Below are 21,891 nucleotides of genomic sequence, written 5' to 3'. Positions count from 1 at the left end.
TTGCTGTTCGTAGGAGATGACTGGGCGGAGGACCACCACGACGTCGAGGTGATGGACGCCTCCGGCCGCCGGCTGGCCAGGGCCCGGCTGCCCGAGGGCGTCGCGGGGATGACCAGGCTGCACGCGATGATCGGCCAGGCCCTCGGGGACGACATCGACACCGACGACGACGCCCGGGTGAGGATCGGCATCGAGACCGATCGGGGCCCGTGGGTGCAGGCCCTCGTCGCCGCCGGCTACACGGTGTACGCGGTCAATCCGTTGCAGGCGTCCCGCTACCGGGAACGCCTGGCGTTGTCGGGGGCCAAGAGCGACGCCGCCGACGCGCACATGCTGGCCGACATGGTGCGCACCGACTCGCACCAACTGCGCCCGATCGCCGGAGACACCGCCGACGCGCAGGCGGTCAAGGTCGTCACCCGAACACACAAAACCCTGGTCTGGGAACGCACCCGCGCCGGTCAGCGGCTGCGGCACGCGCTGCGCGACTACTTCCCCGCCGCCCTCACGGCGTTCGCCGACCTCGACGCCCCGGACGCCCTGGAACTCCTCGCGAAGGCCCCCGACCCGGCGGCCGCCGCCCGGTTGAGCCTGACGCAGATCAGCGCGGCCCTCAAACGGGCCCGCCGCCGCGACATCCCGGCCAAGGCGGCCACGATCCAAGCCGCGCTGCGCGCCGAGCACCTCGGCCAGCCCGCCGTGGTCACCGCCGCGTACGCCGCGTCGGTACGTGCCCTGGTCGCGTTGCTGGTCACCCTCAACGAACAGGTCAAGGCCCTGCAAGGGCAGGTGGAGGACCATTTTGGTCGGCACCCGGACGCTGAGATCATCCTGTCCCAGCCCGGACTGGGTGCCGTCCTCGGCTCCCGGGTGCTCGCTGAGTTCGGTGACGACCACGACCGCTACACGTCGGCCAAGGCCCGGAAGAACTACGCTGCGACCAGCCCGATCACCCGCGCGTCCGGGAAGAAGAGGACCGTCGCGGCCCGGTTCGTGCACAACGACCGGCTCATCGACGCGCTGATGGCGCAGGCGTTCTCCGCCCTGCACACATCCCCGGGTGCCCGCGCCTACTACGACCGGCAACGAGCCCGTGGCGCCGGCTACAACGCCGCGCTGCGTCAGCTCGCCAACCGGCTCGTCGGCATCCTCCACGGATGCCTCAAGGCCGGCGCCGTCTACGACGAGACGACCGCCTGGTCGCATCACCTCACCGAGGCTGCTGCTTGACACTCAAGCTCCTGGGATGTCTTCCGTGGACGTCGGTGCGACACCTGGCGCAGGCGCGACACCTGGCCGGAGTGGTGTCACCCCATCGACCATCCGCCGTTGGCCCGGATCAGCTGCCCGGTGACGAACCGGGCGGCGTCGGAGACCAGGTAGAGCACCAGCAGCGCCTGGTCCTGCGGGTCGCCGACGATGTTCAGCGGCGAACGGGCCGCCATGCCGGCCAGCCACTGACGCTTGCGCTCGGCGTCGACGGTGCCGTCCGGATCGGTGAAGTTGCGGGCGCTGAAATTGGTCAGGGTGGCGCCGGGCGCGATCGCGTTGACCCGTACCCCTTTCGGGCCGAGCTCCAGGGCCAGGGTGCGGGTCATCCCGACGACGGCGAGTTTGCCGAGGTGGTAGAGCCCGTAGCCGGCGGCGGGCAGGTCGGCGGCGGTCGACGAGATGTTGACGATGGCTCCGTGCCCCTGGCGGGTCATCACCGTCGCGGCGGCCTGACAGCCGTACAGCACGCCCTTGACGCTGATCGCGAACTCGGCGTCGAGGTCCGCCCCGGTGACCTCGGTCAACTCGCGGACCAGGGACGGCACGCCGGCGATGTTGCACTGGATGTCGAGGCCGCCGTACCGGTCGACGGCGGCGGTGGCCAGGGCGTCCAGGTCGGCCCGACGGCTGACATCGGTGTACTGGAAGCTGGCCCGTCCGCCGGCGGCGGTGATGTCGGCGACGGTCGCCGCGCCGCGTTCGGCGTCGATGTCGGCGACCACCACCGCCGCGCCGACCCGGGCGAGGGTCTGTGCGACCGCCTGGCCGATTCCGCTGCCGGCGCCGGTGACCGCGGCGACGCGGCCGTCCAGCCGGAACGCCGACTCGTCCATCCGCATGACGTACCTCCTGCTGCTCGGGTCGAGGGCGGCCCGGTTCCGGACGTTGTCGTCAGACCTGCAAGTCCCGGGGATCCCAGCGGGCCCGGGCACGTTCCCCGACGATGTTCAGGCTGAAGACGGTGAGGAACATGAACACACCGGGGATCAGCGGTACGTGCGGGTGCCGGCGCAGCTCCCGCAGGCCACCCTCGGCGATCATGTTTCCCCAGGACGGGGCGGGCTGCTGCAGCCCGAGGCCGAGGAAGGCCAGCGATCCTTCCGCGACGATCAGCACGGCGGCGACGATGAAGGCGTACGAGACCAGCGGCAGTGCCACGTTGGGCAGCAGTTCGCGGATCAGGATCCGGGTGTGCCGGGCGCCCATCGCCCGGCTGGCGGTGACGAACTCCCGTTGGGCGAACAGCAGCGTGTTGGCCCGGGCCAGCCGGATCATCGTCGGGATGCCGACCACGGCCAGGGCCAGACCGCTCTTGAGCACCGCCTCCGGCACGGTCCGGGGCGGGCCGAGCACCGCGGCGAAGGCGATCAGCAGGACGAGGGCGGGGATCACCAGGGCGGCGTCGGCGAAGACGCCGATCACCACGTCCACCCAGCCACGGAAGTAGCCAGCGACCATGCCGACCGCACCGCCGATCAGCAGGCTGACCAGCACGGTGCAGCCGACGGTCAGCAGGCTCACCCGGGCTCCGTAGATGGACCGGGCCAGCAGGTCGAGACCGAAGCCGTTGGTGCCCAGCGGGTTGGCCGAGAACAGGTCGGGGCGGGCGTAGCCGGCGATCCCGATCGTCTGGGTGGTGTCGTCGGCGTTGCCCAGCGGCAGCAGGTCGGCGAGCAGGGCGCAGCCGGTGAGAACGACCAGCCAGCCGAGGCTGAGCCAGAAGGCGAGGTCGATCCGACGGCGTCGGGTACGGCTGGGCTCAGGCATGCCGCCTCCGGATTCGCGGGTCCAGATAGCCGTACAGCACGTCGACGGTGAGGTTCAGCAGCAGGTAGATGACCGCGATCAGTAGTACGCCGCCCTGCACCAGCTTGTAGTCGTTGCTCTGCGCGGCGTTGATGATCACGTTGCCCACCCCGGGCAGTACGAAGACCGCCTCGACGATGATCGTGCCGCCGAGCAGCCGGCCGGCGCTCACCCCGGCCAGGGTGATCAGCGAGAACGACGAGGGGCGCAGCGCCTCCCGGAGCATGATGTGCCAGCCGGGCATGCCCTTGGCCTTCGCGGCCAGGATGAAGTCCTCCTGCAGGGTGGCGACCAGGTCGCCGCGCAGCAGCCGGGCGAAGACCGGGGCCTCGGCCAACGCCAGGGTGAGCGCGGGCAGGAAGGCGTGCCACAGGTTCTGGCCCAGACCGTCGTCGGACGGCCGGGACCACTGTCCGAGCGGAAACCAGTCCAGGTGGATGGCGAACACCAGCAGCAGGAGCAGGCCGACCAGGAACGGCGGGACCGAGATGACGCCGATGGTGCCGGCCGAGATCCACCGGTCGACCAGCCCACCGGCCCGGTACGCCGACCACATCGCCAGCGGGACGGCGATCAGCAGGGCCAGCACGATGGCCATCGCGGCGAGCTGCAGGTTCACCGGGAACGCCCGCAGCAGCCGGTCGGAGACGTTCTCGATCGGCGGGACCAGGTTCTGACCGAGGTCGCCGCGCAGTACGCCGCCGAGCCATTCGAGGTAGCGCTGCACGGGCGGCTGGTCCAGCCCCATCTCGGTACGGATGCGCTGGTAGTCGGCGGGCGTACCGGTGTTGCCGAGCACCTGCGCGGCGGGGTCGCCCGGCCCCAGTTGGAGCAGGACGAACGTGCCCACGCTGACCAGGAACAGCACCGGGACGAGCAGGGCCAGTTTGACGGCGACCGTCCGTAGCATCAGTGCTCCTCCTCTCGTCGTCGCCGGGTCACACCAGCGGGGCCGGCCCGCCGTCGACCTCGATGGTCTGACCGGTCAGGTACGACGCCGCGTCGCTGGCCAGCCACCGGATCGCCGCGGCGATCTCGGCGGGCTCGCCGATCCGGCCGAGAACCGCGATCCGGCCCATCGCGTCGATCTCGGCGGCGCTGCGGTTGCGCTCCATCAACGGGGTACGGACCGGTCCGGGTGCGACGCAGTTGACCCGGACCCCGGCGGGGCCGTGGTCGATGGCCAGCGCCCGGGTCAGTCCGACCACTCCGGCCTTGGCGGCGCAGTACGCCGGGTTGGCCCGCATGCCGCGCAGTCCGGCACCGGACGAGACGTTGACGATCGTCCCGCCGACCGCGGTCAGCTGCGGCAGCGCGGCCCGGCACATCAGGTAGACCGAGGTGAGGTTGAGCGCCAGCCAGCGGTCCCACTCGGCGAGGTCGATGTCGAGCACGGTACGGCCGGGCTGGCTGCCGCCCACCACGTTGATCAACGCGTCCAGCCGCCCGTACCGGGTGGTGGCCGCGTCGACCGCCGTGGCGGCGCCGGCCTCGGTGGTCGCGTCGGCGACCACGGTCGTCACGCGGTCGGCACCGGCCGGGTCGGCACCGGCCGGGTCGGCGGCGGTCAGGTCGGCGGCGGTCAGGTCGGCGGCGGTCAGGTCGGCGGCGGTCGCTGCAAGCCCGGCCGCGTCGACGTCGGCCAGCACCAGCCGGTAGCCGGCCTCGGCGAAGGATCGTGCGGTGGCCGCCCCGATGCCGTGGGCGGCCGCAGTGATCAGGGCCACCGGGGGTGCCGGGGTGGCGCCGGCAGCGCCGGCACCACCCCGCCCGGTGACCCGCGCCGACGGGTCAGCGGCGTCGGTCGCGGATCGTCCGGTCATCCCCGTGTCGCCCGACCGAGCAGCACCACGGTGTTGACGCTCTGCAGCACGTCGCCGACCTCGTCGGAGATCAGCACGACCTCCGGCTGCGCGGTCAGCGCGAGGAACGGCACGTCCTCGGCGTACGCCCGGGCGATGGTGCTGATCGCGGCCTTCACCTCGGCCTCGCTGCCGGCGCCCCGTCCGGCGGCGATCGCCTCGTCAACGGTGGGATTGACGTAGCCGGAGAAGTTGCCGCCGCCGGTGGTGACGTAGGTCGAGTTGAAGTCGCGGTTGAGGGCGAAGAACGGCTCGGCGTCGGAGATCGACGAGCCGAAGCAGGCCAGGTCGAAGTCCTTGCGTACGATCACCGCCGAGGTGTTCGCGGCGATCTCCTGCTGGTCGGTGAGGTCGACCTGCATACCGGCCGCCTCCAGCATGCCCTGCACGGCGGTCCCCCAGGTCGGCAGGCCGGTGTGGCAACTGACCCGGATCCGCCCGTCCCAGCCGTCGGCCTTGGCCTCCTCGACCAGGTCGCGGGCCCGGTCGATGTCGTAGGCCGGTCCGTCGACACCGTCGTACCAGCGGGAGTCCTCGGAGATCAGGGCACTGGACATGAAGCCGGCACCGCCGTACACCCGCTGTTTGAGCGTCTCCAGGTCGATGGCGGCGGCCACCGCCTGCCGGACCCGCTTGTCGGCGGTGGGTGCGGTGGACTCCAGTTCGGTGCCGTCCGGCTGGCCTTCGCACCGGGGTGCCGGCTCGCCTTCCTGGCAGGTGATCGGGAATCCGTTGTTCATGATCAGGGTGTCGTTGGCGGAGTACTGGACCCGGATGCCCTCGGCGCCGTCCGCCTCGGCGTCCGCGATCGCCCCGGCGTCACGTAGGAAGGCCAGGTCGACGCTGCCGGCGCGGAACGCCTCGTAGGTCTGCGGTCCGTCACCGGCGTGGATGAACCGCACCCCGTCCAGCGGGACTTCGCCGCCCCAGTAGTCGGGGTTACGGGTGAGGGTCAGCGACTCGTCGGGGCGGAACTCGTCGAAGACGAACGGCCCGGCACCGGCACCTTCCGGGTTGGTGCCGAACGCGTCGCCCTGGGCGGCCACCGCCGCCGGGTTGACCACCATGCCGGGGGTTCCGGCGAGGGCGAACGGGAAGTTGTTCCATGGGAAGGCGAGGGTGAACACCACCGTCAGGTCGTCGGGGGTGGCGTAGTCGGTGATCGGCGCGACCAGCGAGCTGGCGTTGGACCGTGCCTCGGTGTGCCGTTGCAGGTTCGCCACGACGGCCGCCGAGTCGTACGGCGCGCCGTCGCTGAAGGTGATCCCGGACCGTAGGGTGAGGGTCCACTGGGTGAAGTCGTCGTTGGGGGTCAGCGACTCGGCGGTCTGCGGCTCGAAGGCACCGCTGGCCGGGTCGTACCGCATGATCGTGTCGTAGAGCGCCGCGAGCTCCGCGCCGCCGGAGTTGCCGGTGCCGGCCACCTGGACCGGGTCGAGTGACTGGGTGGCCGACCAGGTGGCCATGGTGATCGTGCCGCCGGTCTCGTTGGTTTCGTTGTCGTCGCCGCACGCGGCGACGGTGGCGAGCAGCAGCCCGGCCACCGCGACGCGGGCGGGCGCCCCGTTCCACTTGTATTTCCGACCAGTTGCCATCTGCTTCTCCTGGTAGCCGTGAAGCCCGAGGCTTTGTGAATGCCATGTAAACTAGCCGCGTACCGACCACCAATCAAGCGCTCGCTTGGAGATTGTTACCCGAGCTCGACCTGGGGCGACCAGCCCGACCCCGACACCCGTCGCACCAAGCGCTTGATTGACTCTGCTATGCTGGCGCCCGCCCGTTGCACCGCAGACCCGAAAGAGGCACCGTGGCAGAGTCGCTGGATCGACGACAGCAGATCATCGCCTGCGCGGCGGCCTTCTTCGCCAGTCGCGGCGTAGCCGCCACCACGGTCCGGCAGATCGCCGACGAGGTCGGCATCCTGTCCGGCAGCTTGTACCACCATTTCGACTCGAAGGAAGCGATCGTCGAGGCGATCCTCGGCCCCTACCTGGAGGATCTGCGCCACCGGTATGCCGAGGTGCTGGCCGGGGAGAACGATCCGGCGACCCGGCTGCGCGAGCTGGTCCGCGCCTCGCTGGACACCGCCGCTGCGCACCCGCACGCCACCGAGATCTACCAGAACGACGTCAACTACCTGCGTGGCCTGGCCCGGTTCCACTACCTCAAGGACGTCGCCCGCGAGGTGCAGAGCGCCTGGCTCGGGGTGATCGAAGCGGGCGTCAGCAGCGGAGCGTTCCGCCCCGACATCGACACCCGGGTGTTCTACCGCTTCATCCGCGACGCGGTCTGGCTGTCGGTCCGGTGGTTCCATCCGAGCCCCGACAATCCCACCAGCCGGCTCGCCGACCAGTGCACCGCGATCTTCCTCGACGGCCTGGCCGCGCGCCCGACCGATGCGGACACGTCGACCCCGGCGGCCCTGTCGGCCCCACCAGCCGCGGTCGACGCGGTCGATGGGGCGGCACCGGCACCGGCCGGCTGACCGGCCGGTTACCGGCCGGCTGCTCATCCGGCGGCCAACGAGCGACCGCTCAGGTATCCGTACGTCATCCCGGCGGCGAGTGTCGCGCCGGCACCCGGATAGCCCGGTCCGAACGGGCTGGCCGCCACGTTCCCGCAGGCGTACAGTCCGCCGATCAGCCCACCGTCGACGTCCCGCACCTGGCCGTGCTCGTCGCAGAGCGGGCCGCCCTTGGTGCCCAGACAGCCCAGGTGCAGCCGTACCGCGTAGTAGGGACCGTCACCGAGCGGACGTAGATTGCGGTGCGGGGTCACCGTCGGATCGCCCCGGTACCGGTCGTACACGGTCGCGCCCCGACCGAACTGCGGATCCCGGCCCTGCGCGGCGTGCCGGTTGAACTCGGCGACCTGCTCGGCCAACCCGTCCGGGTCGATGCCGACCGCGCCGGCCAGCTCCGCCAGGGTCGGTGCCGTCGCCATCCAACCCGGGGTCGGCGCGTCCGGGGTCGCCGTGGCGACCGAGTACGACGACCGGAAGCGGTCGTCGAACACCAGCCAGCAGGGCAGGTTGGCGTACTCGTAGCGGATCGGGTCGAAGGTGGCCATCGCCTTGCCGAGGTCGTTGTAGTTCATCGCCTCGTTGGAGAACCGCCGGCCGTTCCGGTTGACGATGATCCCGCCGGGCAGCGCCCGCAGACCCGACGTGGGCCGAAACAGCGGCGCGCCGTCGTAGGTGTCGCCGGCCGCGTACACCATCGGCCCCCACCAGGCCTCGCTCATGTTGCCGAGCGCGGCACCGACCTCCATCACCATCCGCAACCCGTCGCCGGCGTTCGCCGGTGGGCTGGCCGGTGCGTCCATCGGTACGCCGAGGAACTGCCCGACCATCGCCGGATCCCACTCGAACCCGCCGGAGGCGAGCACCACACCCCGCTGCGCGACGATCTCCACTTCGCCGTCGCCGGCGGCCACGGTGATCCCGTCGACCCGTCCGCCGGCGCGACGCAGCCGGACCGCCCGGGTGTCGGTGTGCACCGTGGCACCGAGCCGCAGGCAGCCGTACAGCAGCTCACCGACCAGTGCGGCGCCCATGCCGACCACGCCCTTCGCGGTGCGTTCGGCGATCAGCGCCCAGTCCCACCGGTCCAGGGTGTCCATCCCCCACTGGTCCAGTTCGAGCTTGGTCACCGGCACCGTCGAATGCGTCGGCCGCAGCTTGCCGCGCAGCTCACCGAGGACGGTTGCGTCGAACAGGTCGCTCTGCAGGGTGCGCCCGCCCGGATGTGCCCCGGGCAGGTCCGGCTGGTAGTCCGGGTGCTCCAGGTTCGGAGTGAAGCGCAGCCCGGTGCGCGCCACCACCAGGTCCAGCATCGGGTTGACCTGGTCGACGAAGGCCTCGATGACCCGATCCGGGACCCGGTCCAGGGCGAGCCGTCGCAGGTAGGTCAGCGCGTCGTCGCGGCTGTCCGGCACGCCCGCCTCGGCCAGCCAGCGGTTCGCCGGCGCCCAGATGGAGCCGCCGGAGACCACGGTGGTGCCGCCGATCACCGGCGCCTTCTCCAGGATGGTGACCTGCAGGCCGGCCGCGGCAGCGGTCAACGCCGCGGTCAACCCGGCGGCGCCGGTGCCGACCACCACCACATCGGTACGGCGTGGCAACTCGTGCATGGCTCGTCTGCTCCCCTCGTCAGGCGCTGGCCCGCCGGGCTTCGAGTGCCTGGCGGATGTTGCGCAGGAAGTCCTCGGCGGTCGGCTCCACCATCGGCCCCATCAACAGCTCGACCATCGGGGCCATCGGCCCGCCCGGGGTGAGCTGCAGATGGAAACGCAGCCGGGATCGGCCGGTCCGGGGCGGCCCGGCCGATGTCGGCCTGCCCGACACGTGATCGCTCGCCTCGGGAGGGTTGGCCGCCGCCGGCGGGTTGGCCGCCGAACCGGCCGACGGGTGGGTCGCCCGGCGGCGGTTCAACCAGCGCAGCAGCCGGCCGGCCACGGCGAACCTGATCCGGCGCAGCAGTCCGGGACGCGTCTGCTCGTCACCGGGCTCGGGACGTCGCTGCTGTCCCGAGGCCGGGGAACCGTCGGCCGGGCCGGCCGCGGTGGCGTCGCCCGGTCCCGACGGCGCGTCGATCGGCTCGATGTCGAAGCTGCCCTGCCCGGTGATCCGTTCGGTCAGCCCGGTGATGGTGAACTCCGCCCGCCGGCCCGGCTCCCAGACGGTGATGTCGGCCTGCAGGTCCACCTCGCGGGCGAGGACCCCGACGTCACCGCGCAGCGTCCAGATCGACCGTCGGTCGTCGACCAGGTCCAGCTTCTGGAAACCGACCAGGAAGTGCGCCCAGTTCGGGATCACCTCGACGAACGACCACACCTCGTCGACGCCGACGTCGATGTCCAGGGTGTAGCTCGCCTCAATCATGGTCGGGCCGACCTGGCAGGATGGAGATCGGCTGCTGCCGCATGCTCCAGGTGAACTCGATGTCGATCGCGCCGGCCGGGCACTCCACCCGGCAGACGTCGCAGTAGCTGCACTCGTCCGGGTAGCGGACCATCTCCGCCACGCCCCAATCGATGTGCAGGATGTCGCCCGGACAGACGTCCTGGCAGATCCCGCAGAGCGTGCAGAGGTTCTCGTTGATCCGTGGTGCCATGCCTATCCCACCTTTCCGGCGAGCCGTGCTCCCCGCTCACCGACCAGTTCCACGACCGACCGGTTCTCCAGTTGCGCCGCACGCCAGGACGGGGTCGGCACGGTGTGCTCCAGCACCGGCTGCTCGCCGTCGTGTCCGGCCAGGATCGACACGCCGAGCCACCGCTGGTCGTCGGCGCCCGGCCGGTCGGTGCGGTAGTGACCCATCAGGAAGCTGAACCGGCTCTCGTCGCGCTCCAGCGCGACGGCGGTCATCATCTCGTCGAACAGCCGCAGGTCGAACGCCTCGTGGGCGCGCATCAGCTCGTGACCGTTACCGGCGTGGACCTCGCCGGCCGCCGCCGCGTACCCGCGCAGGTACTCGGCGGCCTGCCGCAGCCCGATCTCGTTGCGGTCCATTCCGACGTACTTGGTCATCAGGTCCTGCAGCTGGTGCTCGTACTCACGCCAGCCGATCCCGCTGGTCCGGTTCAGCGGTGCCAGGGTCCGCCGACGTTCGGCGGCCACCGCCGAGGCGTCCAGCACCGGCGCGGCGGCGGACCGGGCGAACTCGGCGGCGGTCCGGCCGATGACGTACCCGCTGGCCAGCGAGCCGGCCAGGGCGTACGCCGGAGTGGCCAGGTCACCGGCGGCGAACAGGCCGGGGACCCGGGTCTGCCCGTCCGCGCCGACCACCACGCCCTTGGGCGACCCGGTGGCCGACCAGGCGCCGTTGAACAGCTCGAACTCGACCGGGTGCCGGGACAGGTCGATGCCGGACTGCTCCAGGAACTCCAGGAACAGCGGCGCGTCGTAGGAGATGTAGTCGCTGATCGCGGCGATCTCGGCGGGCGGCAGATGGGTGCAGTCGATGTACACCGGGCCACGGCCGGCGAGCACCTCACCGGCCGCCTTGCCGACGATGCCGAACCCGAACCGCCGCTCCCCCTCGACGTCCGGCAGGTCGGCGATGAGCTGACCATTGCCGTTGACCAGCCGGCCTCCGGCCTCCAGCAGGTTGCCCATCGCGCCGGTGGCGAAGCCGCGCGGGAAGAGGAAGGTCCCGAGGAACTCGATGTTGGCGGCCACCGCGCCGGCCCGGGCGGCCAGGGCGAACCCGGTGGTGGCGTGGTAGGGCCGGTGGTAGGTGTGGAACGCGTCGCGCCGGGGCGAGTTGAAGATGACCCGTTCGGCGTTGCCGGTGGCGACGATCACCGCGCCGGCGCGGAAGGTCAGGAACTCGCAGGACCGGATGTCGAAGCCGGTCGCGCCGACCGCGCGGCCGGTGTCGTCGAGCTGCACGCTGGTGGCGTGCACCCCGCCGATGATCCGGACCTGGTCGGTGGCCGCCGCCCGCTGCGCCAGTCGGGGCTTGATGTCGGCGCCGTCGAACTTGAGCACGATCGGACCGGGCGTCCACATCCGGCCGACCCGCTCGTAGTCGCCGTCGGCGTTGCGCAGTGGCACGCCGGACTCCTCCAGGAACCGGCAGACGGCCGGCAGCGGTTCGATGCCCAGCGGCCGGGCCACCTCCATGTCGACCAGCCCGAGGGCGATGTCGCAGTACCACTCGGCGAAGACCTCCGGGGTGTCCCAGGGCTCGCCCAGGTCCAGGTAGGTGGTGAGGAAGGCCAGTCCCCGGCCGGCGTCGCCGGAGCGCCGTACCGACCTGGTCTTGTCGACCAGGACCACCGAGGCGCCCGCCTCCGCGGCCCGCACGGCCGCCACGCAGCCGGCGATTCCCCCACCGATGACGAGTACGTCGGACTCGATCACGTTGCCGCCCACCGGTGCCTCCCTCCTATCGTCGGTGACTCGCCGTAATCGGCGGCCACCAGAAATCGATCATGTCATCGTGCCTGGTCAGCGGGGTCCGACGAGCGGACCGGGTCATATCCACGGCGGCGGTGGCGCGACCACGGCACCGGTCGGCCGGACCGTCAGACGGTCCGCCGGCACTCGCCCGATCAGCCAGCCGAGCAGCTGCCAACCGGCTCCGGACAGCTCCACCGGCCGGACCGGTGCGGTATCACCGGACCCGGCCGCACCGCTGGTCGCCGCGCTCCCCGTCCCGCTGGTCGCCACGGTTCCCGGACCGGTCCGCCAGACCCGCGACCGGTCGGTCGCCCGCAGTTCGACCGCCGCACCGGCGTCACGGCTGGTGAAGGTGGCGGTCACCTCGTCCAGCAGCGCGTCGGTGAGCGGACCGGGCAGATCGGCCAGGGTGCCGCCGAGGTCGAGGTCGGCCTGGTGCACCCAGACCTCCCGGACCCGCAGCCAGAGCACCTGGTCGGCGGGAACCTCGCGGCCCTGACCGGTACGGACGGTGGCCGACCAGGCGTCGTCGGGCATGACCCGGACGGCGTCGGCGAGCCGACCCGCCGCACCGGCCAGGTCGGCGCGCAGCTCGTCGGCGCCGCGCCCGGCGCCGGCGTCGATGTCCGTGCCGCGCTGGGCGGCGCTGGCGTACATCGGGGTCGGCGCCCCGGTCCGCGCCCAGGTCAACAGGTTCACCAGGGCGTCGGCGTTGCGGGCCAGGTGGGTGACCAGGTGGGCGCGGGTCCAGCCGGGCAGCCGGCTCGGCGCCGCCGCGTCGGCGTCGGTGAGCTGGTCGACCAGTTCCCGGCACCGCTGTTCCCCGGCGGTCAGCCAGCCCATGGTGGCGTCGGACCCCGCGCCGGTCACGGTTGCTCCGCGCGGCAGGTGTTGCGGCACTCGCCGACCCCACCGATCCGGGTGACCAGCACGTCACCGTCGGTCAGGTACCGGGGTGGTTTACGGGCGTGGCCCACGCCGCCGGGTGTCCCGGTGGCTATCACGTCGCCGGGCCGCAGGGTGCAGATGGTGGACAGGTACGCCACCAGTGCGGGCGGGTCGAAGACCAGCTCGGTGCTGTCGGAGCTCTGCACCACCTCGCCGTTGACCAGGCATTCGACGCTGAACCCGGCGTCGAGGTCGAGGTCGTCCGGGGTGACCAGACAGGGTCCGATCGGGGTGGTCGCCTCGAACGTCTTGCCGGCCAGCCACTGCGGGGTGCGGTACTGCCAGTCCCGGGCGGTGACGTCGTTGAGCACGGTGTAGCCGGCGATCGCGGCGGCGGCCTGCTCGGGGTCGGCGTGCCGGACGGTGGTGCCGACGACGACCGCGAGTTCGGCCTCCCAGTCCATCGCCGTCGCGGCGGCCGGCAGTACGACCGGGTCGGTGGCCCCGATCAGCGCCGGTGGGTACTTGGCGAAGATCGTCGGATGTTCCGGGAGCTGCCGGCCCATCTCCAGGATGTGCCGGCGGTAGTTCAGCCCGACGCAGATGATCTTCTCCGGTCGGCTGACCAGCGGAGCGTGGTCGAGTCCGTCGACCGGGTGCCGGGTGCCGTCGGCGGCGGCGGCGCGCTGCGCCCAACCGGGGTCGGTGAGCAGCTCGCCGAGGTCGACGGCGCCGACCTCGACCGCCGCGTCGGCGTCGACCCGGACCGCGGCGGTCCGATCGCCGGTACGGATGGTGGCCAGCCTCACGCCGGATCACCCACCTGGTGCCCGTCCAGGTGCAGCGCCTGGTAGCTGGGTGCGTCACTGAACCGGAACAGATCGGCGCCGTGCGGTGACCGCAGGCTCACCGGGCACCAGGACGGTACGGCGAACAGGTCCCCGGCGCCGACCTGGTGTTCCCGGCCGTCGAGCAGCACCGTGGCCTGCCCGCTGAACACCTGCCACACCGACGAGCCGACCTCCCGGCGGGTTGCCGTGGCGGCACCGGCGGCCAGCCGGTGCATCTCCAGGCGCAACGTCGCCAGGGCGTCGCGGCCGGTGGTCGGGTTGACGAACCGTACCGCCGCGTGGCCGGGCTCGACGAGCGCCGGATGTCCTTCGTCGGCGAGCTCCAGCTGCGCGGTGAGCGCGGCGTCGGTGTGCGTCCAGCGGTACGCCGGCAGCGGCGAGTGGACGGTGTCCGCGTCGGCCGACAGCGGGCGCAGCCCGGGGTGGGCCCAGAGCCGTTCGCCCCGCGAGACGGCCGGGGTCGACGTATCGGTGAGCTGGTCCGGGCCGAACTCGAAGAACCCGGCGTCGAGTTGGGCGTTCAGCGGAATGTCCAGTCCGTCCAGCCAGACCATCGCGGTGTCGGCGGTGTTGTGGTGTTCGTGCCACGCCCAGCCCGGGGTCAGCAGCAGGTCACCCCGGCGCATCGCGACCGGGTCGCCGTCGACGACCGTCCAGACGCCTTCCCCGTCGAGCACGAAGCGGAACGCGTTCTGGCTGTGCCGGTGGGCCGGGGCGACCTCGCGGGGCCCGAGGTACTGCACCGCTGCCCAGAGGGTGGCGGTGGCGAACGGGTCGCCGGGCAGGCCGGGGTTGGCCAGGGCGATGGCCCGTCGTTCGCCGCCGCGCCCGACCGGGACGAGGTCACCGGCGCGGGCGGCGAGCGGCAGCAGCCGGTCCCACGGCCAGACGTGGGGCACCGCCCGGGGCGTCGGGGCGACCGGCATCAGACCGTCCCGCACGGTCCACAGCGGTTTGAGTCCAGCGGCGTCGAAGTCGGTGTAGAGCTGCTGCAGAGCGCGGTCCTGCACCGTGCCGGCAGCGGCCTCGGAGTCCAGGTCAACCATGTCGCCAGGTTAGGAACCTTCTTTACGACGGAATGATCACGTGGTCATAATTCTCTGGTGCAGAACGCCGTGCCGTACCCCATCGAGTCCGTCGACAACGCCCTGCGCCTGATCCTGCTGCTGCGGGAGCGGTCCCGGCTCGGGGTGGCCGAGGCCGCCCGCCACCTCGGGGTGGCGCCGTCCACCGCGCACCGACTGCTCGGCATGTTGAAGCACCACGGCTTCGCCGTCCAGGACGGCCGCAGGGCGTACCTGCCCGGCCCGGTCTTCGCCGACCTGGGGCTGCTCGCCGGCCGGTCCGGCCCGGACCTGCGGACCGTGGTGCGGCCGCATCTGGAGCGGCTCAGCGGTGAGCTGCAGGAGACGGTGCACCTGGCGGTCCTGCAGGGCACCGCGGTCCGGTTCCTCGACGGAGTGGAGGCCACCCACGGTCTGCGCGTCGGTTCCCGGGCCGGGATGTCGATGCCGGCGCACTGCACCTCCGGCGGCAAGGTGCTGCTCGCCCAACTCAGTCCGGCGGAGCTGGAGGTGCTCTATCCCCGAGGGCTGCCGGCGGTGTACGGTCCTGCGGTCGAAGATCTAGCCACCCTGCGTCGCCAATTGACCACCGCACGTCGCCTCGGCTACGCGGTGAACCGCGAGGAGAGCGAGCGGGGCATCACCGGGATCGGGGTCTGCCTGCATGACTCGACGGGCCGGGTGCGCGGCGCGTTGGCGGCCGGGATGCCCACCGCGCGCTGCCCGAACACCCGGATTCCCGAGGTCGCGGCGGCGCTGCGGACCGCCGCCGGGCTGATCGCCGCCGAGCTGGGCGGGCACTGACCGCAGCGCCGGGCCGGCGAGGACCGCCGGACCGGACCGACCACTACATCGGGCTGCAACATCGGCGCAACATGCCGTTGACGAAGCAAGCGCTTTGTTGGTAGCTTCCTCGCCTACTCTCGCCGGCGCCGTGCCGTGCCGCACCGCTGGTAGAGCAACTGCCGCCTACCGAAGGTGGGACCGAAAAGTGAGATCCCTACACCACACACTCGCGCCGATGCTGGCGTTGTCCCTGCTGCCGCTCGCCGCTTGCAGCACCAGTTCCGACACCGACTCCGACACCACCGACGACCACGCCACCGCCGCGCCCGGCTGCCCGCCGGCGACGGCGGGCACGGTGGCCCACGACCCGACCGCGATCCTCAAGTACGGCAGCGTGCCGGCCAGCTCGCTCGACCCGATCCGGATGGTCGAGGCCAACGAGATCACCGTGCTGCAGACGATCTTCGACCCACTGGTCAAGCTCGACGCCACCGACCAACCCATCCCTGGCCTGGCCACCGAGTGGAACGTCGTCGACGACAACGTCATGGAGTTCAAACTCCGCGACGGCGTCGTCTTCTCCGACGGGACCCCGTTCGACGCCGAGGCGGTGCGCTTCAACATCGACCGGGCGATGAACGACGAGGAGTCGAACATCAAGGGTGACCTGGCCAACGTCCAGGCCATCGAGGTGGTCGACGACTACACCGTACGGTTCGAGCTGGATCCGCCGAACCCGGCCGCCTTCCCGATTGTCCTGTCCGACCGGCCCGGGCTGATGGCCTCGCCCACCGCGGTGCAGGCCGCCGGCTCCTCCACCGCGTTCAGCGACGCGCCGGTCGGTGCCGGCCCGTACGCCGTCGAGGGCCCCTGGTACGCCCGGGAGAAAGTCAGTGTCCGGGCCTGGGACGGCTACTGGAACGCGCAGGAGCGGCTGCTCGGCGGGATCGACTTCATCGAGACCTCCACCGACGCCAGCCTTGGCGCGCTGCAGGCCGGTGACCTGGACGTGCAGTACATCGAGGACGACAAGGTCGCCGCGGCCTGCGCCGACGACCGGCTGCGGGTGATGTCCTCGTCGACCAACGAGGTCCGCGCGTTGCTGATCAACCAGGCGATGGAGCCGTTCGACGATGTCCGGGTCCGGCAGGCCCTGCAGTACGCCCTGGACCGCGAGGCGATCACCGAGGCGCTGACCGACGGCCGGTCCGAGGCGGCCACCCAGTGGTTCCCGGAGGGCTCGGTACCCTACTCGCCCGAACTGGCCGACGCCTACCCGTACGATCCGCAACGGGCCCGGGAGCTGCTGGCCGAGGCCGGCTACCCGGACGGGGTGACGTTCACCGCCGAGATCGGCGGCACCTTCACCGCGTACGTCCGGATGGGTGAGCTGGTGCAGGCGCAGCTGGAGCAGGCCGGGTTCACCATGGACCTGCAGCTGATCGACCCGGCGCAGATGCTGGCCCGGCTGTACGGCACCGCCGACTCGCCGCCGCAGATCGCGGCCGCGCCGCTGGCCATGGCACCGGCCCGGTCACCGTCCAGCCGGTTCCGGGAACGGTTCTTCGAGGACGGCCGGTACAACCCGTCCGGCGAGACCATCCCCGGTCTGCGGGACCTCGTCGTCCAGGCGGACGCAGCGGTCGACCCCGACGAGCGGGCCGACCTGCTACGCCAGGCGGCCACCCTGGTCTCCGAGGAGGCCGCCGCCGGAGTGCCGCTGTTCTTCGTCGCCGGGCACACCGCGATGGGTGCCCACGTCGGTGGGGTGCAACGCGGCTCCACCCGATCGAACATGATCTTCGACGGGTTGTACATCACCGAGGGCCGGGTACCGGTCGGCTGACCACCCGGACCGCCCTTCGCGGGCGGACGCGACGGCGTCGCGGGATCCGGCGGACGGATCCCGCGACGCCGAGGTGTGCCGGCGGCACGGATGCCTGCGCGGCCGGGACGGTGGTGGGTCAGGCCTGCGCGCCGCCGTCGGCGCGCAGCACGCTGCCGGCGACGAACGACGCGTCCGGCGAGGCCAGGAACGCGATGGTACGGGCGATCTCGGCTGGTTCGGCCCGCCGACCGGTCGGCCGCGTCGGGGCCGGGCCGGTAGCCGCACCGCCGGTCGAAGCGATATCGCCGCCGCTGAGCGCGGCCCGCATCCCGTCGGCCAGCCGGGTCCGCACCGCGCCGGGGCAGAGCACGTTGATCCGTACGCCGGCCGGGCCGTACTCGGCCGCCAGCGAGCGCATCAGCGCGATCAGCCCGCCCTTGGACGCCGCGTACACCGCGCTGCCGGACCAGCCGCGCAGCCCGGCCACCGAGGAGACCGCCACGACGGTGCCGCCGGTGGCCACCAGGTGCGGCATCGCGGCCTGGGCCAGCAGGAACGGTGCCCGCAGGTTGACGTCGAGCACCCGGTCCCACTCGGCCACGGTGACCGCGTCGGACGGTCCGGCCTGGCCCACTCCGGCGACCAGGGCGAGCACGTCGATCCGGCCGTACCGCCGTAGGCAGGTCTCGACGACGGTGGCCGCCGCCGCAGGCCCGGCCAGGTCGGCGGTGAGCGTCCCGGCCCGGCCACCGGCGGCTCCCACCTGCTCGCGCAGCGCGGCGAGACCGTCGGGGTCGACGTCCACCCCGAGTACGGTGTCGCCGAGCGCGGCGAGGTGCTCGGCGGTGGCCCGGCCGATGCCGGCGGCGGCCCCGGTGACCACCGCGACCCGTGGCTCAGCCATCCAGCACCGCCCGCAGCACGGCGAACGCCTGCGCGGTCGCGGTCCGGCCGGTGTCCAACTGGTGCCACTGGGTGAAGAAGCCGTGCGCCACACCGGGGTGGCTGGCCAGGGTCACCGCGACCCCGGCGGCGCGCAGCCGGGCCGCGTACGCCTCGTTCTCGCTGCGCAGCGGGCAGTGCTCGGCGGTGACCAGGTAGGTCGGCGGCAGGCCGGCCAGGTCGCCGGCGCGCAGCGGGCAGGCCGCCGGCTGGTCCGGGTCGGCGTCGCCAAGGTACTGGTGCCAGTACCAGCGCAGGTGGTCGACGGTGACCGCGTACCCGCGGCCGTTGCTGCGGTAGGAGTCGGTGTCGAACCGGTGGTCGAGCATCGGGTAGACCAGCAGCTGGTACGCCAGGGCCGGCCCGCCGCGCGCGGCGGCGAGCTGGGCGGTGACCGCGGCGAGGTTGCCGCCGGCGCTGTCGCCGGCCACCGCGATCCGCGCCGGGTCAACGCCCAGCACATCGGCGTTGCCGGCGGTCCAGGCGGTCGCGGCGTAGGCGTCCTCGGCGGCGGCCGGGAACCGGTGCTCGGGGGCGAGCCGGTAGTCGACCGACACCACCACCGCGCCGCTGTCGCGGGCCATCAGCCGGCACAGCCCGTCGTGGGTGTCCAGCGAGCAGAGCGTGAAGCCGCCGCCGTGGCAGAACACCACCGCCGGCTGCGGCCGCCCGGTCGGCGCCGGGTGGTAGACCCGTACCCGCAGACCGGCCGGACCGGCGCGGTGCTCGGCGACCCGGTGCACCGGCGGGCCGGCCGGCGGGTTGCCCGGCCGGGTGGCGAGGATCCGCCGTGCCTCGGCGGCGTCGTGCACCTCGGTGCCGAGCGCCGGCATCCGCCGGGCGGCCGCCGCCACCGCGGCGGCGGACTGCGGATCGAGTGCCATGGGTCAGACCACCGGATCGTTCGCCGGGTACGGGTCGGGTGCCGGGTCGTCGAAGCGCAGACCCGGGTAGCCGGCCGCGGCGATCTCGTCGCACCGCCGCCGATAGCGGTCCAGCCCGCCGACGTACGGCAGGAAGACCCGGGGTTTGCCGGGTACGTTCGCGCCGATGAACCACGAGTCGGCCTGCGGGTAGAGGGTGGCCGCGGCGAGATCGGCGACGTGCGCGACCCACGCGTCCTGGTGGTCGGGGTCGGCCTCCACTCGGGTCACGCCCCGGGCGGGCAGGTACCCGAGCAGGTCGGCGAGCCATTCGACGTGCTGCTCGATAGCCATGATCACGTTGACCAGCACCGACGGGCTGCCCGGCCCGGTAACGGTGAACATGTTCGGAAAGCCGGCGACGACCAGTCCGAGGTAGCTGCGCGGCCCGTCGGCCCACACCTGGCGCAACGACCGCCCACCGCGGCCCCGGATGTCGATGCGGGTCAGCGCTCCGGTCATCGCGTCGTAGCCGGTGGCGAAGACGACCGCGTCGACCGGGTACTCCCGGCGGCTGGTCCGCACCCCGCCCCGGGTCAGCTCGACGATCGGCTCGGACCGTACGTCGACCAGGTCGACGTCGTCCCGGTTGAAGGTCTCGAAGTATCCGGTGTCGCGGCAGATCCGCTTCGTCCCGATCGGGTGGCCCTGCGGGCAGAGCAGTTCGGCGGTGGCCGGGTCGGTCACCGTGGCCCGGATCTTCTCCCGGACGAAGTCGGCGACCGCCCGGTTGGCGTCGGCGTCGGTCAGCACATCGGTGAACGCGGTCAGGAAGGACACCTCACCGTCGCGCCAGCGTTGTTCCAGTTCGGCCCGGCGGACCTGCTCGGGGACCTGCAGCACCCCCTTGCCGGTCCGCCGGTGCAGCGCCCGCGGGTTCTCCCGCATCATCGCCCGGATCTGCGGGTATCTGGCCTTGACGTCGGCCTGTTCGCCGGGTAGCAGCGGCCGGTTGCGGGCCGGCAGGCTGAAGTTGGCGGTCCGTTGGAAGACCGTCAGGTGTGCCGCCTGCTCGGCGATCGGCGGAATCACCTGGATGCCGGACGAACCGGTGCCGACGACCGCGACCCGCTGGCCGGTGAAGTCGACCTCGTGGTGCGGCCACTGTCCGGTGTGGTAGATCGGGCCGGTGAAGTCGCGCTGGCCGGGCCAGTCCGGGTCCGGGCGGCCGACAGGCATCCCACGGCGGTGATCAGGAACCGGCCGACGAAGGTACGCCCGCCATCTGCGCGCAGCCGCCACAGCCCGGTCTGTTCGTCGAAGTCGGCCGTCCGGATCCGGGTGTCGAAGGTGATGTCACGGCGCAGGTCGAACCGGTCGTCGACGTGTTCGGCGTACCGCAGGATCTCCGGCTGGGCGGCGAACCGCTCGGTCATTCCCACTCCTGCTGCAGCGGCTCGCAAAACGAGTAGGAGTACTCCAGGCTCGCCACGTCGCAGCGGGCACCGGGGTACCGATTCCAGTACCAGGTGCCGCCGACGCCGCCAGCCGCCTCGACCGCGTGCACGGTGAAGCCGAGCGCGCGCAGCTTGTGGATCAGGTACATCCCGGCGAACCCGGCCCCGACGACCAGCACGTCGTGCCGGTCCGCCGGACCGGCGGGGTCGTCGACTGCGGTGTCCGTCGTCATCCCGGCCGACGCTAGCCAACCGAGCGCTTGTTCGTCAACGCGGTGACCGGAGACGACCGACGGGCGGGGCGGATCACCGGCACCAACCGAGCGTTGACTAACAAGCGCTCGTTAGGTAGGTTGCCCGGACAGTCAGATGCTGGTCAGCCAGCGTTCCGGCGGCCAAAGGATCACCCACGAATGGTCACCCTCGTCCTCCGGCGCCTCCTGTCGGCGATCCCGCTCCTGCTGATCGTCTCGCTGGGCGCGTTCTCCCTGGTCGCGTTGCTCCCCGGCGACCAGGCGATGGCGATCGCCGGCGAACACGCCACCCCGGAGCAGCTGGCCGCGCTGCGCCAGCAGCTACGCCTCGACGACCCCTTCCTGGTCCGCTACGCGCACTGGCTCGGCGGCATCCTGCAGGGCGACCTCGGCGACTCGCTGGTGACCGGCCGGGCGATCAGCGACGAGATCCTGCGCCGCGCGCCGCTGACCGCGAGCATCGCCCTGGGCACCCTCGTCGTGGTGCTACTGATCGGCGTACCGACCGGCATCCTGCAGGGCGTCTACGCCGGCCGTGCCGTCGACCGGATCGGCCTGCTCGGCAGCGCCGCCGGCCTGGCCGTACCGAACTTCTGGCTGGCGACCATGCTGATCACCATCTTCGCGGTGCAGCTGCGCTGGCTGCCGGCCACCGGCTACACCCCGCTCAGCGAGGGCGTGCTGCCCTGGATGCAGCACCTGATCATGCCGTCGATCACCCTCGGCGTGTTCACCGCCGCCGAAATGGCCCGCCAACTGCGCACCGGCTTCCTCCACGCGTACTCCCAGCCCTACGTCCGGACCGCCTGGTCCAAGGGGTTGCCGGCGCGCACCGTGATCGGAAAACACGCACTCAAGAACGCGGCGGCGCCGGCGATCACCGTGCTCGGCATCCGGCTCGGGCACCTGCTGTCCGGCGCGGTGATCGTCGAGTCCATCTTCGGCATGCCAGGGCTCGGCAAGTTCGCCATCGACGCCATCCTCAACCGGGACTTCACCGTCGTACAGGCCGTCGTCCTGGTCTCCGCGGTGGTCGTGCTCACCGCGAACCTGCTCGTCGACATCGCCTACGGACTCCTCAACCCGAAGGTGCGGATCTCTTGAGCCGACC

General features: G+C 72.0%; 21 protein-coding genes. 5 read left to right on the top strand and 16 right to left on the bottom strand.

The window, feature by feature from the left end; all coding sequences use genetic code 11:
• On the top strand, positions 1-1,230 hold a 1,230-nt coding region (locus tag ACFHWT_RS21790), incomplete at its 5' end, for an IS110 family transposase (RefSeq protein WP_416596516.1).
• Between the two features lie 77 nt (positions 1,231-1,307).
• Here ACFHWT_RS21790 and ACFHWT_RS21785 read toward each other — a convergent pair.
• Genes ACFHWT_RS21785 through ACFHWT_RS21765 form a run of 5 tightly spaced genes read right to left on the bottom strand, consistent with a single transcriptional unit; the run spans position 1,308 to position 6,535 of the window.
• The gene (locus ACFHWT_RS21785; RefSeq protein WP_416596515.1) at positions 1,308-2,111 is read right to left on the bottom strand and encodes an SDR family NAD(P)-dependent oxidoreductase; all 804 of its coding nucleotides are present in this window, start codon (positions 2,109-2,111) and stop codon (positions 1,308-1,310) included.
• Between the two features lie 52 nt (positions 2,112-2,163).
• Positions 2,164-3,039, bottom strand: coding sequence for an ABC transporter permease (locus ACFHWT_RS21780; RefSeq protein WP_416596514.1), 876 nt, complete (start codon positions 3,037-3,039; stop codon positions 2,164-2,166).
• Positions 3,032-3,988 carry an ABC transporter permease gene (locus ACFHWT_RS21775; protein WP_278169628.1) on the bottom strand — a complete coding sequence of 319 codons (957 nt, stop codon included), beginning with the start codon at positions 3,986-3,988 and terminating at the stop codon, positions 3,032-3,034. Before ACFHWT_RS21775 ends, ACFHWT_RS21780 begins: the two co-directional genes overlap by 8 nt.
• Positions 3,989-4,016: 28 nt before the next feature.
• The gene (locus ACFHWT_RS21770; RefSeq protein ID WP_416596513.1) at positions 4,017-4,901 is read right to left on the bottom strand and encodes an SDR family NAD(P)-dependent oxidoreductase; all 885 of its coding nucleotides are present in this window, start codon (positions 4,899-4,901) and stop codon (positions 4,017-4,019) included.
• The gene (locus ACFHWT_RS21765) at positions 4,898-6,535 is read right to left on the bottom strand and encodes an ABC transporter substrate-binding protein (RefSeq protein WP_416596512.1); all 1,638 of its coding nucleotides are present in this window, start codon (positions 6,533-6,535) and stop codon (positions 4,898-4,900) included. The genes ACFHWT_RS21770 and ACFHWT_RS21765 overlap by 4 nt, the downstream gene beginning before the upstream one ends.
• A gap of 212 nt (positions 6,536-6,747) precedes the next feature.
• On the opposite strand from ACFHWT_RS21765, the gene ACFHWT_RS21760 reads away from it, so the two are divergent.
• Complete coding sequence (locus ACFHWT_RS21760) at positions 6,748-7,425, top strand: TetR/AcrR family transcriptional regulator (RefSeq protein ID WP_416596511.1); 678 nt, start codon at positions 6,748-6,750, stop codon at positions 7,423-7,425.
• A 23-nt stretch (positions 7,426-7,448) separates the two neighbouring features.
• On the opposite strand, the gene ACFHWT_RS21755 is transcribed toward ACFHWT_RS21760, so the two are convergent.
• From ACFHWT_RS21755 to ACFHWT_RS21725, 7 genes are all read right to left on the bottom strand, one after another.
• On the bottom strand, positions 7,449-9,071 hold the full coding sequence (locus ACFHWT_RS21755; protein WP_416596510.1) for an FAD-dependent oxidoreductase: 1,623 nt from the start codon (positions 9,069-9,071) through the stop codon (positions 7,449-7,451).
• Between the two features lie 19 nt (positions 9,072-9,090).
• Positions 9,091-9,822, bottom strand: a complete 732-nt coding sequence (locus tag ACFHWT_RS21750; protein WP_416596509.1) for a hypothetical protein — start codon at positions 9,820-9,822, stop codon at positions 9,091-9,093.
• Positions 9,815-10,054 (bottom strand): 4Fe-4S dicluster domain-containing protein, encoded by a 240-nt coding sequence (locus ACFHWT_RS21745; RefSeq protein WP_416596508.1) that lies wholly within the window; start codon positions 10,052-10,054, stop codon positions 9,815-9,817. The genes ACFHWT_RS21750 and ACFHWT_RS21745 overlap by 8 nt, the downstream gene beginning before the upstream one ends.
• A gap of 2 nt (positions 10,055-10,056) precedes the next feature.
• Positions 10,057-11,820 carry an FAD-dependent oxidoreductase gene (locus tag ACFHWT_RS21740; protein ID WP_416596507.1) on the bottom strand — a complete coding sequence of 588 codons (1,764 nt, stop codon included), beginning with the start codon at positions 11,818-11,820 and terminating at the stop codon, positions 10,057-10,059.
• Positions 11,821-11,922: 102 nt separating this feature from the next.
• Complete coding sequence (locus ACFHWT_RS21735; protein WP_416596506.1) at positions 11,923-12,717, bottom strand: maleylpyruvate isomerase N-terminal domain-containing protein; 795 nt, start codon at positions 12,715-12,717, stop codon at positions 11,923-11,925.
• Complete coding sequence (locus tag ACFHWT_RS21730; protein ID WP_416596505.1) at positions 12,714-13,544, bottom strand: fumarylacetoacetate hydrolase family protein; 831 nt, start codon at positions 13,542-13,544, stop codon at positions 12,714-12,716. The genes ACFHWT_RS21735 and ACFHWT_RS21730 overlap by 4 nt, the downstream gene beginning before the upstream one ends.
• Positions 13,541-14,632: a cupin domain-containing protein gene (locus ACFHWT_RS21725; RefSeq protein WP_416596504.1), complete on the bottom strand. Its 1,092-nt coding sequence runs from the start codon at positions 14,630-14,632 to the stop codon at positions 13,541-13,543. Before ACFHWT_RS21725 ends, ACFHWT_RS21730 begins: the two co-directional genes overlap by 4 nt.
• 57 nt (positions 14,633-14,689) lie before the next feature.
• On the opposite strand from ACFHWT_RS21725, the gene ACFHWT_RS21720 reads away from it, so the two are divergent.
• Positions 14,690-15,454 carry an IclR family transcriptional regulator gene (locus ACFHWT_RS21720; protein WP_416596503.1) on the top strand — a complete coding sequence of 255 codons (765 nt, stop codon included), beginning with the start codon at positions 14,690-14,692 and terminating at the stop codon, positions 15,452-15,454.
• A 217-nt stretch (positions 15,455-15,671) separates the two neighbouring features.
• Positions 15,672-17,282, top strand: coding sequence for an ABC transporter substrate-binding protein (locus ACFHWT_RS21715; RefSeq protein ID WP_416596502.1), 1,611 nt, complete (start codon positions 15,672-15,674; stop codon positions 17,280-17,282).
• 118 nt (positions 17,283-17,400) lie between these two features.
• Here ACFHWT_RS21715 and ACFHWT_RS21710 read toward each other — a convergent pair whose 3' ends face one another.
• The 4 genes from ACFHWT_RS21710 to ACFHWT_RS21695 all read right to left on the bottom strand — a co-directional run bounded on the left by ACFHWT_RS21710 (position 17,401) and on the right by ACFHWT_RS21695 (position 20,759).
• On the bottom strand, positions 17,401-18,168 hold the full coding sequence (locus ACFHWT_RS21710; RefSeq protein ID WP_416596501.1) for an SDR family NAD(P)-dependent oxidoreductase: 768 nt from the start codon (positions 18,166-18,168) through the stop codon (positions 17,401-17,403).
• Positions 18,161-19,090: an alpha/beta hydrolase gene (locus tag ACFHWT_RS21705; protein WP_416596500.1), complete on the bottom strand. Its 930-nt coding sequence runs from the start codon at positions 19,088-19,090 to the stop codon at positions 18,161-18,163. The genes ACFHWT_RS21710 and ACFHWT_RS21705 overlap by 8 nt, the downstream gene beginning before the upstream one ends.
• 3 nt (positions 19,091-19,093) lie before the next feature.
• A complete protein-coding gene (locus tag ACFHWT_RS21700; protein WP_416596499.1) occupies positions 19,094-20,308 on the bottom strand; it encodes a flavin-containing monooxygenase in 1,215 nt (404 codons plus the stop codon).
• 193 nt (positions 20,309-20,501) lie between these two features.
• Positions 20,502-20,759, bottom strand: a complete 258-nt coding sequence (locus tag ACFHWT_RS21695) for an NAD(P)-binding protein (protein WP_416596498.1) — start codon at positions 20,757-20,759, stop codon at positions 20,502-20,504.
• A 180-nt stretch (positions 20,760-20,939) separates the two neighbouring features.
• Between ACFHWT_RS21695 and ACFHWT_RS21690 the strand changes: the two genes are divergently transcribed.
• A complete protein-coding gene (locus ACFHWT_RS21690; protein WP_416596497.1) occupies positions 20,940-21,884 on the top strand; it encodes an ABC transporter permease in 945 nt (314 codons plus the stop codon).
• Positions 21,885-21,891 lie beyond the last annotated feature (7 nt).

The organism is Micromonospora sp. LOL_021 (assembly GCF_048060215.1).
Taxonomy (GTDB): domain Bacteria; phylum Actinomycetota; class Actinomycetes; order Mycobacteriales; family Micromonosporaceae; genus Micromonospora_E.
This window is presented reverse-complemented; position numbering and strand designations above follow the sequence as displayed.

Bases quoted from the DNA above. Each gene is read 5' to 3' on its own strand.
- ACFHWT_RS21785 (WP_416596515.1), bottom strand. From the start codon at position 2,111: ATGCGGATGGACGAGTCGGCGTTCCGGCTGGACGGCCGCGTCGCCGCG.
- ACFHWT_RS21780 (WP_416596514.1), bottom strand. From the start codon at position 3,039: ATGCCTGAGCCCAGCCGTACCCGACGCCGTCGGATCGACCTCGCCTTC.
- ACFHWT_RS21775 (WP_278169628.1), bottom strand. From the start codon at position 3,988: ATGCTACGGACGGTCGCCGTCAAACTGGCCCTGCTCGTCCCGGTGCTG.
- ACFHWT_RS21770 (WP_416596513.1), bottom strand. From the start codon at position 4,901: ATGACCGGACGATCCGCGACCGACGCCGCTGACCCGTCGGCGCGGGTC.
- ACFHWT_RS21765 (WP_416596512.1), bottom strand. From the start codon at position 6,535: ATGGCAACTGGTCGGAAATACAAGTGGAACGGGGCGCCCGCCCGCGTC.
- ACFHWT_RS21755 (WP_416596510.1), bottom strand. From the start codon at position 9,071: ATGCACGAGTTGCCACGCCGTACCGATGTGGTGGTGGTCGGCACCGGC.
- ACFHWT_RS21750 (WP_416596509.1), bottom strand. From the start codon at position 9,822: ATGATTGAGGCGAGCTACACCCTGGACATCGACGTCGGCGTCGACGAG.
- ACFHWT_RS21745 (WP_416596508.1), bottom strand. From the start codon at position 10,054: ATGGCACCACGGATCAACGAGAACCTCTGCACGCTCTGCGGGATCTGC.
- ACFHWT_RS21725 (WP_416596504.1), bottom strand. From the start codon at position 14,632: ATGGTTGACCTGGACTCCGAGGCCGCTGCCGGCACGGTGCAGGACCGC.
- ACFHWT_RS21715 (WP_416596502.1), top strand. From the start codon at position 15,672: ATGCTGGCGTTGTCCCTGCTGCCGCTCGCCGCTTGCAGCACCAGTTCC.
- ACFHWT_RS21710 (WP_416596501.1), bottom strand. From the start codon at position 18,168: ATGGCTGAGCCACGGGTCGCGGTGGTCACCGGGGCCGCCGCCGGCATC.
- ACFHWT_RS21705 (WP_416596500.1), bottom strand. From the start codon at position 19,090: ATGGCACTCGATCCGCAGTCCGCCGCCGCGGTGGCGGCGGCCGCCCGG.
- ACFHWT_RS21700 (WP_416596499.1), bottom strand. From the start codon at position 20,308: ATGCCTGTCGGCCGCCCGGACCCGGACTGGCCCGGCCAGCGCGACTTC.
- ACFHWT_RS21695 (WP_416596498.1), bottom strand. From the start codon at position 20,759: ATGACGACGGACACCGCAGTCGACGACCCCGCCGGTCCGGCGGACCGG.
- ACFHWT_RS21690 (WP_416596497.1), top strand. From the start codon at position 20,940: ATGGTCACCCTCGTCCTCCGGCGCCTCCTGTCGGCGATCCCGCTCCTG.